Genomic DNA, 11,716 nt, shown 5'->3' on the forward strand with positions numbered 1-11,716 from the left:
GCGCCCCACCGTCGAGTGCGCCCCCGGCCAGTACGCCCCCGGCCTGGGACGCCCCGCCTGAGCCGGGCTCGGCGTTGCCGGTTGCGGAGCCGCAACGCTCGGTCTCCGAACTGTCGGCGTACCGGCCGTTCCGGCTTCGTCCGGTCCCGGACGAGCCGGCACCTGCCCCGCCCGCCGCGGATCCGCCCGCGCCCGGTCCGTCAAACGCTGCCCCCTATGCGGCACGTCGATCCGCGCCTGAACCGGAACCCTCCGGCGACCGCCCGCCGGAGAGCCCGGCGGCGCTGTTGCCGCAGCGCGTCCCCGCCGAGCCGGACGTGCCCGTCGTGCCGGAGCCGCCTGCCGTGGACCCACCCGCCGAAACTCCGGAACTCGCCCGGATCGCCACCCACCTGCGCCGTGACGACGAGTCCGCGCCGTTGCAGGACCGGCCCGAGGGCTTCGACGTCAACGCGATCCTCGCCGCCGTACGGGGTGTCGCGGGGGTGCACGACGCGTCCCTGCGTCGTACCCCTGCTGGTGCCCACAGCCTGCGTCTCGACCTGGCCGACGGGGCCGACGCGGCCGAGGTGAGCCGGCACGTCGCCCGCCTGCTCCAGGAACGGATGGGGCTGGCCGCCGCGCCGAGCGGCATGTCGGGTACGCCCGTCCCGCCGGTGCGCCGGCGGACCGGCGAGAACCGCGGCGCCGACGGCGACACCCGGTCCGCCGGTGAGGCCCGGCGTCCGGCGAATCGACCGGCAGGGGCTCGGGCCGAGGCCATCGCCGCCCGGACCGAAACGCCGGAGACATCGAGGCGGCGACGTCCGACGCCGCCCGCGCCCCGGGGTCGGGCGGTCGCCGAGGAGACGGGGTCGCCGGGCAACCCGGCCACCCTCGCCGCCTCCTACTCCGGTGGGCAGCTGACCACCACGGAGTCAGCGCCGTCGCGGCCGCTGAACACCGGCGGTGCGCCCGGCCCCCGGGTGGTGCTCGACCACGTCCAGGTGAGCACCTTCGGGCTCGACGCCACCGTCGAGGTCCGGCTGATCGCCGGTGAACAGAACGCGGCCGGTTACGCCACCGGCCCCGCCGTGGACGGGTACGTGCTGCGGCTCTGCGCGGTGGCCGCCGCCGCCGCTATCGACGAGTTGCTGCGCGGCACCGCCGCCATCGCGGACCGGGGCCGCTGCTTCGTGGAACACGCCGCCGTGGTGCCCTTCGGCAACTGCGAGGTGGCCACCGTCGTGGTGCTGCTGGTCTGCGACGGCTGGGTCGAGCAAATCGCCGGTTCCGCTCTCGTGGCCGGTGACCCTCGGCAGGCAGTGGTGCGTGCCACCCTGGCCGCGGTGAACCGGCGGCTGGAGGCGTTGCTGGCCTGAGTCGGTGCCCGGCGGATCGAGCCGCGATCCAGGCAGACTGGACCGGTGAAGCCTGCCACCCTTCTACCGGACCGACTGCTGCCTGCCCACTCGGTTCCGCCGCCGTGGCCGGGCCGCGAGGTACGCCTCGACGGCCTGCTCACCTACGTCCGGGAGACCCCGGCCACGAGACCCGACGCGGAACCAGCGCTCTACGTGCACGGCCTGGGTGGCTCGTCGCAGAACTGGACCGACCTGGCCGGTCTGCTCGCTGACCGGTTGGACGGCCAGGCGATCGACCTGCCGGGATTCGGCCGCAGCGAGCCGGGCCAGCGCTACACCGTGCCGGTCTTCGCGCAGCGGGTGATCCGTTGGATCGAGCACTCCGACCGGGGGCCGGTGCACCTGTTCGGCAACTCGCTGGGCGGGGCGATCTCGGTGCGGGTGGCGGCCCTGCGGCCGGACCTGGTGCGGACGTTGACCCTGGTCTCACCGGCCCTGCCGTTCCTCGACTTCCGCCGGTCGTTGCAGGGCCGGATGCTGCCCCTGCTGGCGATCCCCCGGGGCGAACGACTCGCCGCCTGGCGGCTGGCCCAACTGGCGCCGGAGGTGATGGCCCAGCAGGCGATGGAGGCGTGTGTGGCCGACCTCACCCGGATCAGCGACCAACGCCGGCGGGAGGCGCTGGAGGAGATCCGGGTGCGCTACGAGGCCGAGCACTACGCCGCGGCCTACGTCCGGACGTTCCGCGGCCTGGTCTCCAGCTTTTTGCGGTCGTACCTGCCGGGTTCGGAATCGCTGTGGCGGATGGCGGCCACCGTGCGGGCGCCCACGCTTGTCGTCGGTGGCCGGCAGGACCGGCTGGTCGACGTACGGGTGGCACCGCAAACCGCACGGGTGATCCCGGACAGCCGCCTGTTGATGCTGGACGGCGTCGGTCACGTGGCGCAGTTGGAGGTGCCGCGCCTGGTGGCCCGGGCCGTGGTCGGTTTGCTCACCGAGACGGGGGACGGTGCTCACCGGACCGACCTGGCAGGATGAGCCGAGTGTCGCTTCCCCGTAGCCATCGCCGGCAGCCCGGCCGGCATGTCCGTCCGACGAGTCCAACGGTGGCGGGTGGGAGTGGCACAGCCGGCCGGACGCCCCGGCGGCGCGCCGGGGTCACGGCCCGGACGGTAGGAGTGCTGGCGGCGGTCGGTGCGGCGGTGACCCTGGTCGCCGGTGGGGCCGGATGGCTGCCCGGCATGGCTGGTGCCGGCGTGCCTGACCCGTCGGCGACCCAGGCGATGCTCGTCGTGCCGCCGCCGCTGCTGGCGCCGTCGCCCTCGGCCAGCCCATCGCCTTCGGCCAGCCCGTCGCCGGTGCTGCGGGAGCCCGGTCCGGTGCCGTCGGCCGGGCGGGGCCGCTTCGAGATCGACGACCGCACCGGCCCGGTGCTGGGCGCCGGCGGTGAGACGAAGCGCTACCGCGTCGCGGTGGAGGTCGGTTCGGGCGAGGAGGCGGACGAGTTCGCGCTCGCGGTGCGGGAGGCACTGGCCGGTCCGGGTAGTTGGGTGGACAGCGGACGGTTGCGGTTGCGGCAGGTCGGCGACGTGTCCCGGTACGACTTCACGGTCTACCTCGCCACGCCCGAGACGGCGGCCCGGATGTGCGCCGAAGGGTTCGTGAACATCCGGGTCGACGGACGGCCGTACACCTCCTGCCGCGCCCCGGGAAAGGTGATCATAAATCTGGAGCGGTGGCGGCTGTCGGTGCCGCACTACGTCAAGGCGAAGGTGCCGTTGACGGTCTACCGCACGTACGTGGTGAACCACGAGGTCGGGCACGAGTTGGGTAACGGGCACGAGCGCTGCCCGGGCAAGGGCAAACAGGCGCCGGTGATGATGCAGCAAACCCTCTTTCTCGACGGCTGTGTCCCGAACCCCTGGCCGTACCGTGATGGCCGGCGGTACGCGGGACCTCCGCTCTGAGGCGACCTGCCCCGATCGCCCGATCTGCGGAGATCCGCCTGATTGAGGTGCGATGATGGGCTCATGCCCGCTTCACCCCGTCACCGGTTGCCGCCGGTGGACCGGTTGCGGTGGCGCCGCTCGGTGCTGACCCTGGTGCTGGTGCTCGCGGCCGTCACCACCGTGTCACTGGTACGCACCGGAGATCGGGTCGCCGGACGGGAGCCGGAGGCCACCCGGGTCGGGCCCAAGGGGAGGGTCGCCGAACAGCCGGCCGCGCCCAGCGCCTACCCGAGCAGCGGCACCGGCAGTTTCCTGACGGTCGACGAGGGCACCCCGGTACGGGGTGTGGCCGGGCCGGTCGCCCGGTACCGGGTCGCCGTCGAGCAGGGTGCCGGGCCGGAGCCGGCCGAGTTCGCGGCCGAGGTCGACGCGGTGCTCGCCGATCCGCGGAGCTGGATCGGTTCGGGTGAACTGCGGGTGCAGCGGGTCGCCGAGGCGGACGCGGCGGACTTCACCGTGTACCTGGCCACCCCGCTCACCTCGACGGCGATGTGCGCCGAGGGTGGTCTGCGTACCGAGGGCTACACCTCCTGCCGGCTGCCCGGGCAGGTGATCATCAATCTGGCGCGCTGGTCGGAGGCGGTGCCGGACTACGGCGCACCACTCGCGGTGTACCGGGCGTACGTGATCAACCACGAGGTCGGCCACGAGTTCGGGGAGGGCCATGAGGCGTGCCCCGGCCCTGGCCGGCCGGCACCGGTGATGCAGCAGCAGACGTACGGCCTGGCGGGCTGCGTACCGAATGCCTGGCCCTTCCTCGACGGCCACCGCTACGCCGGCGACGTCGTGCCCTGAGCACGCGCCTGGCGTTATTCCCGCTCCCGCATGGCGGGCGACGTGTCCCTGCTCATGGTCGATGGGTGCCTCGGCGAGCGACAATGGCGCGGTTGCCCGCCACACCGATCCCCGGGGAGTTCACCGTGTCGCTGCCCCCGCTCGTCGAACCCGCCGCCGAGCTGACCGTTGACGAGATCCGCCGCTACTCACGCCACCTGATCATTCCCGACGTCGGGGTGACCGGGCAGAAGCGGCTGAAGAACGCCCGGGTGCTCTGTGTCGGTGCGGGTGGTCTCGGTTCCCCCGCCCTGCTGTACCTGGCCGCTGCCGGGGTCGGCACCCTCGGCATCATCGACTTCGACACCGTCGACGAGTCCAACCTCCAGCGCCAGGTCATCCACGGCGTCTCCGACGTCGGCCGGTCCAAGGCCGAGTCGGCCGCGGCCAGCATCCGTGAGATCAACCCGCTGGTCAACGTCGAGATCCACAACACCGCGCTGGACCGGGAGAACGTCCGCGAGATCTTCGCCCAGTACGACCTGATCGTCGACGGCACCGACAACTTCGCCACCCGCTACATGGTCAACGACGCGGCGGTGCTGCTCGGCAAGCCGTACGTCTGGGGGTCGATCTACCGCTTCGACGGCCAGGCGTCGGTGTTCTGGGCCGAGCACGGCCCCTGCTACCGCTGCCTCTACCCGGAGCCCCCGCCGCCCGGCATGGTCCCCTCCTGCGCCGAGGGCGGCGTGCTCGGTGTGCTCTGCGCCTCGATCGGTTCGATCCAGGTCAACGAGGCGATCAAGCTGCTCGCCGGCATCGGTGAGCCGCTGGTCGGCCGGCTGATGGTCTACGACGCCCTGGAGATGAGCTACCGCAAGATCAAGGTTCGCAAGGACCCGAACTGCGTGCTCTGCGGCGAGAACGCCACCCTGACCGACCTGATGGAGGACTACGAGGACTTCTGCGGTGCGGTTTCGGTCGAGGCCCAGGAGGCGACGGTCGACGCCACCATCACCGCGGCCGAGCTGAAGGAGTGGCAGGACGCCGGCAAGGACATCTTCCTGGTCGACGTGCGGGAGCCCGCCGAGTACGAGATCGTCCGGATCCCCGGCGCGACGCTGATCCCCAAGGGCGAGATCCTCTCCGGTGAGGCGCTGTCCAAGCTGCCGCAGGACAAGCAGGTAGTGCTGCACTGCAAGTCCGGCGTACGCTCCGCCGAGGCGCTCGCCGCGCTGAAGGCCGCCGGCTTCCGCGACGCCGTGCACGTCCAGGGCGGCGTGCTCTCCTGGATCAAGCAGATCGACCCCACCCTCCCCACGTACTGATGCAAGGAGGGGGCCCTTCTTAACGCCTCGTGTAGAGGAGGGGCCCCCTATTAACACCAGTAGCCAGAACCGTGCGTCTCGGCCGCGCACGCAGTCACGGCGGCCCTGCTCAACCCCGCCGTCGGGTCGGTCCGCCCACCCGATTCTCCGAGGCGGAATCACGTTTGCGCCGGTAGCGTGACCGCCGTGGTCGACATCGATGCCGCGATCGGGTTCGTGGTGGCGCACGGTGACACGGTGGAACGTGCCCGCCTCTCCTGGTTGCGCACCGGCACCCCACCGACCCCCGAGGTGCTCGACAGCGCGGAGGTCGGCCAGACCCTCGGCGGCGGCTGGCCGGCGAGCTGGGGCGACGAGGTGGCCTCCGTCGACGCGACCTGCTTCCGTCTCACCGAGCTGGACGATCTCGGCGCGTTGGGGCGTCCGGCCGCCCGCCGGGCGCTGGACTGGCTGGCCGCCGCCCAGCAGCGCGACGGCTGCTGGGAAGAGGACGCGGCGCTCGCCGACACCGCCCCCGAATGGGCCCGCCCGGGCAACCCCGAGGCGCGGCTGTACCTGACGGCCAACGCCGCGTTCTGGCTCACCGTGGCCGGGCTGGACGCCCGCGCCGCCGGTCCGCTCGACCACCGGGTCGGTGGGGCGTACGCCGGGGTGGTGCAGGCCGCCGGCCAGGCGCTCGCCGCCCAGCTACGTCCCGACGGCAGTTGGCCGTCCTTCCTGGCCGCCGGATGGCTGAGCGCGGCGGTGCTGCATCGGCAGCAGATGTTCTACGAGTCGGCGCGGATCAAGGCGGTGCTCGCCGAGCGGCTCCCGCAGGCGGCACCGGCGGACGCCGCGTGGCTGGCCTCGACGCTGCGCCGGGTAGGCGTGGACGAGCAGGAGTGGACGCTTGTGGCGGCCCGCCGCCGGCTGACCGAGACGCAGCGCACCGATGGCGGCTGGACCAGCGAAGACGGCCATCAGTTCGACGTGCACGCCACCTTGGCGGCGATCCGCGCCTTCCGGTAGGAAGCGGGGAGGTCAGGGCCGGCGCGCCACCAGCGCGCCGTTGGCTCCGGGTGCGTCGAAGCTGATGGTCCGGACGTCGGTGAAGCCGGCGTCGGTGAGCCAGGCGGTGTACTCGGCGGCCGAGTAGTTCTTCCCGCCCTCCGTTTCGACCAGCATGTTCATCCCCATCAGCGCGGCGGCCGGCGGGCCGGTCCGCTCGTCGTTGAGCAGCAGCTCGGAGATCACGATCGCCCCGCCGGAGGGGAGTGCGGCGTGGCAGCGGGCCAGGATCGAGCGGTTCTGTGCCTCGTTCCAGTCGTGCAGGATCATGCTGAGCAGCACCACGTCGTGGCCGTCCGGCAGCGCCGGGTCGGTGAGGAAGTTTCCGCCGGCCGTACCGATCCGGTCGGTCAGCCCGGCCGCGACGATCTTCTCCTCCGCCTTGGCCCGGACGTGCGGCAGGTCGAAGACGGTTGCCCGCAGTTTCGGATAGCGCCGGCACAGCTCGATCGGGAAGGCACCGGCCCCGCCGCCGACGTCCAGTAGCCGGCGGTGCGCGCCGAAGTCGTACGCCTCGCCGAGGGCGCGGGCGGTGAAGCTGGACGTCGAGTACATCGCCTCCCAGAACAGCGCGAGCATGCTCGGGTCGGCGGTGGTGAACAGCGATTCCTGGGTGTCCGGGTCCCAGGTCAGTGGCCGGTCGGTGCGCAGCGCCTCACCGATGCGGTGCCAGGGCAGGTAGGTGCGCTCGTCGCTGTAGCGCACCTGGCCGCCGAAGTAGTGCGGCCGGCCGGGGACGAGGAACTCCTCGGCCAGGGCGGTGTTGCGGTAACCCTCGCCGGCCCGTTCCAGCAGGCCGAGTGAGGCGCACGCGGCGAGCAGCAGATCCGCCGGCCGCTCCGGTAGACCGAACTCCTTCTCGGCCTGCTGCCGGGTGACCACCCGCCCACCGGCGAGCCGGCCGAACAGGTCGAGGTCGACTGCGGCAGCGAGCGTCTTGAAGGCCCAGTAACCGGTAACGATCTGCATGAGGGGAGTGGGGGTGATCATAGATGCATTTGATCATTTCCCCGTGGTGTCGGGTAGCCCCGACCGGTGGCGGACCGTGCTCCTGGCCGGCCCGCCACGAGTGCCGGCGGCGGCTAGCGGAGGTGCCCGTTGCCGGTGACCACGTACTTGGTGCTGGTCAGCTCGGGCAGGCCCATCGGGCCGCGGGCGTGCAGCTTCTGGGTGGAGATGCCGATCTCGGCCCCGAAGCCGAACTCGCCGCCGTCGGTGAACCGGGTCGAGGCGTTCACCATCACCGCCGCCGAGTCCACCCGGGCCACGAACTCCCGGGCCGCCGCCTGCGAGTCGGTGACGATCGCCTCGGTGTGGCCGCTGCCGTACCGCCGGATGTGCGCGACTGCCGCGTCGAGCGAGTCGACGACGGCGACCGAGATGTCCGCCGAGAGGTATTCGGTGGCGAAGTCCTCCTCGGTGGCCTGGACCACCGCGTCGGAGAACCGGGCCACCTCGGGCGCGCCGTGCACGGTCACCCCGGCCTCGGCGAAGGCGGCCAGCATCGCGGGCAGGAACTCGTCGGCGACCGCGGCGTGCACCAGCAGCGACTCGGCGGTGTTGCAGGTGGAGAGCCGCTGGGTCTTGGCGTTCAGGGTGATGGACAGGGCCATCGACAGGTCGGCGGCGGCGTCCACGTAGACGTGGCAGTTGCCCACCCCGGTCTCGATCACCGGCACCGTCGACTCCTCGACCACGGTCCGGATCAGCGACGCGCCGCCGCGCGGGATCAGCACGTCGACCAGGCCCCGGGCCCGCATCAGCTCCTTCACCGAGTCGCGGGAGCTGGCGTCGAGCAGCTGCACCGCGTCGGCCGGCAGGCCGGCACCGACGATCGCGTCCCGCAGCACCGCCACCAGCGCCGCGTTGGAGTGCGCGGCCGACGACGAACCGCGCAGCAGCGCCGCGTTGCCGGACTTCAGGCAGATGCCGGCGGCGTCCACTGTCACGTTCGGCCGACCCTCGTAGATGATGCCGACCACGCCGAACGGCACCCGGATCTGCCGTAGCTCCAGCCCGTTGGGCAGGGTCGAGCCGCGGACCACCTCGCCCACCGGGTCGGGCAGCGCGGCCATCTGGCGCAGCGCGTCGGCGATGCCGACCACCCGCCCCTCGTCGAGGGCGAGCCGGTCCAGCACGGCCGCGCTCAGTCCGGCATCGCGCCCGGCCGCCAGGTCCGCCTGATTGCCGGCCAGGATCTCCGGGGTACGCGCCACCAGCGCGTCGGCCATCGCGTGCAGCGCGGCATCCTTCGCGGTACGCGTCGCCACGGCCAACACCTCCGCCGCCGTACGCGCCCGACGGGCCTGCTCGCTCACGCTCATCCCAAGCTCCTTCGAGTAAGGAAGGGCCCCCTGTTAACGCCTCGTGTATAGGAGGGGCCCCCTGCTAACACTTCCACCCGGCTCACAGCAGCACCAGGTCATCACGGTGGACGACCTCTCGTTCGTACGCCGGGCCGAGCGCCGCGGCAAGGTCGCTCGTCGAGCGGCCCAGCAGGCCCGGCAGCTCGATCGCGTCGTAGTTGACAAGCCCTCGGGCCACCGGTGCGCCGGAGGTGTCGACCAGATCGACCGGGTCGCCGGCGGTGAACGCCCCGTCGACGGCGGTGATCCCGGCCGGCAGCAGCGACTTGCGTCGACCCACCACGGCGGCGACCGCCCCCGGGTCGAGGTGCAACCGCCCCCGGGGGGAGGTGGCGTGGGCGAGCCAGAACAGCCGGGCGGCCGGGCGACGCGGACTGGGGTGGAAGTAGGTGCCGACCGGCTCGCCGCCCAGCGCCGCGACCGCCTGGGCGGCGGAGGTGAGCACCACCGGAATGCCGAAGCCGGTGGCGATCCGGGCCGCCTCGACCTTTGTCACCATGCCGCCGGTGCCGACGCCGGAGCGGCCACTGCCGCCGATGTCGACGCCGGCCAGGTCGGTCTCGTCGCGTACCTCGGCGATGCGGCGGGAGCCGGGGCGCGCGGGGTCACCGGTCCAGAGCGCGTCGACGTCAGAGAGAAGAACCAGCAGGTCGGCGTCGACAAGCGCGGCCACCAGCGCGGCCAGCCGGTCGTTGTCGCCGAACCGGATCTCCTCGGTGGCGACCGTGTCGTTCTCGTTGACGATCGGCACCGCCCCCAGGTCGAGCAGCTTGCGCAAGGTGCGGTACGCGTTGCGGTAGTGCGCGCGGCGGGTCACGTCGTCGACGGTGAGCAGCACCTGGCCGACGGTACGGCCGTGCCGGGCGAAAGCCGCAGCGTACCGTCCGATCAGCAGGCCCTGCCCGACGCTGGCGGCGGCCTGCTGGGTGGCCAGGTCACGCGGTCGCCGGGACAACCCGAGCGGTGCCAGGCCCGCGGCGATCGCGCCGGACGAGACGAGCACCACCTCCCGACCACCTGGACGTTCGCTGCCCGAAAGGTCGCCGGGGGTACGCGCGCCCAGCGCGTCGACGAGCGCGTCGAGCCGCTCGTCGTCCAGCCCGCCGGTGGCGGTGGTCAACGAGGATGATCCGATCTTGACGACGACCCGCCGGGCCGTCGTGACTGCCTCACGCACCCGCCTATTCTGCGTGGTCGCCGCGGCGCCGCCCGCCGCCGTTCCCATACTCTGGCCGGTTGTGACACCTGACGAGTACGTCGAGGCGGTGCTGGAACTGGTCGACCGGATCCCCGCGGGCCGGGTGATGTCGTACGGCGCGGTGGCCGACGCGTTGACCGAGCGTTCGGGTCGCTCCTCCGCCCGGCTGGTGGGGGCGATCATGTCCCGGCACGGTGGCGGTGTGCCCTGGCACCGGGTGGTCAACGCCGCTGGCGGCATGCCGCCCGGGCTGGTGGCCGAGGCGCGGGCACGCTGGCTCGCCGAGGGCACGCCGCTGCGCCAGGACCGGGTGGACATGCGGGCGGCGAGTTGGTGGCCCACCGAGGGGATGTGACCGACGGCATAACGTGAGTAGCATTCGGCACCATGACCGTGGCACCAGGTGGGTTGCCGCGCCGGGTGCACGTCGGGTACGCCTTCGGCTCGCTGGCGACCGGGGCGTTCGGCACCGTGCCGGGGTTGTTGCTGCTGCCGTACCTCACCGACACCCTGGGCGTGGCCGCCGGGGTGGCGGCCCTGCTGGTGCTGCTGCCCAAGGCGTGGGACGTGCTGGTCAACCCGGTGGCCGGGCGGATCTCCGACCGCACCCGGTCCCGCTGGGGCGCGCGCCGGCCGTACCTGCTCTTCGGCGGGCTGGCGCTGGCCGTGCTGTTCGGGTCGATCTTCGCCGCGCCGTTCGGCGCCGGACCCGCCGCCGGGGCGTACGTGGCTGTCGCGTTCCTGGCCACCGCTACCGCGTTCGCCTTCTTCCAGGTGCCGTACGTGGCGATGCCCGCCGAGTTGACGAGCGGCTACGCCGAACGTACCCGGATGATGACCTGGCGGATCGCGGTGCTGGCGCTGGCCATCCTGGTGGCCGGGGCGGTGGCCCCGCTGGTGCGCGACGCGGCCGGCGGGGGCGTGCCGGGGCATCGCTGGATGGGGCTGTTCGTCGCGGCGCTGATCGCGGTGGGTGCGGTAGGTGCCTTCCTCGGCACCCGGTCGGCCCCGCAGGGCGCGGTCGGCGAGAGCGAGCCCAGCCTGCGCGCGCAACTCGCCGTCGCCGGCCGCAACCGGCCGTTCCGGGCGCTGCTGCTCTGCTTCGTGGTGCAGTCCGCCGGGGTGGCCACGATCCTCGCCGGGGTGCAGTACTTCGCCGACCAGATCCTGCGGGATCCGACGACCGGCCCGACCCTGTTGTTCGTCTGCTTCGTCGGCCCGGCCCTGGTGGTGATGCCACTGTGGTCCCGGGTGGGTGCCCGGCTGGGCAAGCTCGCCGGTCTGGTGGCCGCGTCGCTGATCCTGGCCGCCGGTGGGCTGGCGCTGATCGCCGCGCCGGTGCTGCCCGCCGCCGTGGTCTATCTGGTCGTCGCGGTGCTCGGTGTCGGGTACGCCGGACAGCAGGTCTTCGCGCTGGCCATGCTTCCGGACTGCATCGCGTACGACACCGCGCGCACCGGTCGACGGCAGGCCGGCGTCTTCACCGGCCTCTGGACGGCCGGCGAGACCTTCGGCCTGGCCCTCGGTCCCGGCCTCTACGGCCTGGTGCTCGCGATCACCGGCTACGTCTCCTCCTCGACCGGCACCGCCGCCGCCCAGTCCGACACCGCCCGCCTCGGCATCCTCCTAGGCTTCACCCTCCTCCCCGCCC

Annotated in this window: 10 protein-coding genes and 1 pseudogene; 8 read left to right on the forward strand and 3 right to left on the reverse strand. The window is 72.7% G+C overall.

Annotated elements, in window-relative coordinates; translation table 11 throughout:
* The 6 genes and pseudogenes from C1I93_RS22560 to C1I93_RS22585 all read left to right on the forward strand — a co-directional run.
* Window positions 1-1,361, forward strand: a pseudogene (locus tag C1I93_RS22560) (hypothetical protein); the annotation flags it as partial.
* 45 nt (window positions 1,362-1,406) lie between these two features.
* The gene (locus C1I93_RS22565) at window positions 1,407-2,381 is read left to right on the forward strand and encodes an alpha/beta fold hydrolase (protein ID WP_111245299.1); all 975 of its coding nucleotides are present in this window, start codon (window positions 1,407-1,409) and stop codon (window positions 2,379-2,381) included.
* A gap of 68 nt (window positions 2,382-2,449) precedes the next feature.
* Complete coding sequence (locus C1I93_RS22570; RefSeq protein ID WP_223256547.1) at window positions 2,450-3,310, forward strand: DUF3152 domain-containing protein; 861 nt, start codon at window positions 2,450-2,452, stop codon at window positions 3,308-3,310.
* Between the two features lie 63 nt (window positions 3,311-3,373).
* Window positions 3,374-4,147: a DUF3152 domain-containing protein gene (locus C1I93_RS22575; protein WP_111245301.1), complete on the forward strand. Its 774-nt coding sequence runs from the start codon at window positions 3,374-3,376 to the stop codon at window positions 4,145-4,147.
* A gap of 83 nt (window positions 4,148-4,230) precedes the next feature.
* Window positions 4,231-5,454: an adenylyltransferase/sulfurtransferase MoeZ gene (moeZ, locus tag C1I93_RS22580; protein ID WP_181445288.1), complete on the forward strand. Its 1,224-nt coding sequence runs from the start codon at window positions 4,231-4,233 to the stop codon at window positions 5,452-5,454.
* A gap of 186 nt (window positions 5,455-5,640) precedes the next feature.
* Complete coding sequence (locus C1I93_RS22585) at window positions 5,641-6,462, forward strand: prenyltransferase/squalene oxidase repeat-containing protein (protein WP_111245306.1); 822 nt, start codon at window positions 5,641-5,643, stop codon at window positions 6,460-6,462.
* A 12-nt stretch (window positions 6,463-6,474) separates the two neighbouring features.
* Here C1I93_RS22585 and C1I93_RS22590 read toward each other — a convergent pair whose 3' ends face one another.
* The 3 genes from C1I93_RS22590 to proB form a co-directional block, all read right to left on the reverse strand.
* On the reverse strand, window positions 6,475-7,491 hold the full coding sequence (locus C1I93_RS22590) for a methyltransferase (RefSeq protein WP_111245302.1): 1,017 nt from the start codon (window positions 7,489-7,491) through the stop codon (window positions 6,475-6,477).
* A gap of 92 nt (window positions 7,492-7,583) precedes the next feature.
* The gene (locus C1I93_RS22595) at window positions 7,584-8,825 is read right to left on the reverse strand and encodes a glutamate-5-semialdehyde dehydrogenase (RefSeq protein ID WP_111245303.1); all 1,242 of its coding nucleotides are present in this window, start codon (window positions 8,823-8,825) and stop codon (window positions 7,584-7,586) included.
* A gap of 82 nt (window positions 8,826-8,907) precedes the next feature.
* On the reverse strand, window positions 8,908-10,092 hold the full coding sequence (gene proB / locus C1I93_RS22600; protein ID WP_111245304.1) for a glutamate 5-kinase: 1,185 nt from the start codon (window positions 10,090-10,092) through the stop codon (window positions 8,908-8,910).
* A gap of 13 nt (window positions 10,093-10,105) precedes the next feature.
* Here proB and C1I93_RS22605 point away from each other — a divergent pair, with 13 nt between their 5' ends.
* Together C1I93_RS22605 and C1I93_RS22610 are read left to right on the forward strand one after the other, a co-directional pair.
* Window positions 10,106-10,420, forward strand: coding sequence for an MGMT family protein (locus tag C1I93_RS22605; protein WP_111245307.1), 315 nt, complete (start codon window positions 10,106-10,108; stop codon window positions 10,418-10,420).
* 32 nt (window positions 10,421-10,452) lie between these two features.
* A partial coding sequence (locus tag C1I93_RS22610) for an MFS transporter (RefSeq protein ID WP_258378329.1) occupies window positions 10,453-11,716 on the forward strand: 1,264 nt, incomplete at its 3' end.

Source organism: Micromonospora endophytica (assembly GCF_003236305.1).
GTDB classification, from domain to species: Bacteria; Actinomycetota; Actinomycetes; order Mycobacteriales; family Micromonosporaceae; genus Micromonospora; species Micromonospora endophytica.

Bases quoted from the DNA above. Each gene is read 5' to 3' on its own strand.
- C1I93_RS22575 (WP_111245301.1), top strand. From the start codon at position 3,374: ATGCCCGCTTCACCCCGTCACCGGTTGCCGCCGGTGGACCGGTTGCGG.
- moeZ (WP_181445288.1), top strand. From the start codon at position 4,231: ATGGCGCGGTTGCCCGCCACACCGATCCCCGGGGAGTTCACCGTGTCG.
- C1I93_RS22590 (WP_111245302.1), bottom strand. From the start codon at position 7,491: ATGATCACCCCCACTCCCCTCATGCAGATCGTTACCGGTTACTGGGCC.
- proB (WP_111245304.1), bottom strand. From the start codon at position 10,092: ATGGGAACGGCGGCGGGCGGCGCCGCGGCGACCACGCAGAATAGGCGG.
- C1I93_RS22595 (WP_111245303.1), bottom strand. From the start codon at position 8,825: ATGAGCGTGAGCGAGCAGGCCCGTCGGGCGCGTACGGCGGCGGAGGTG.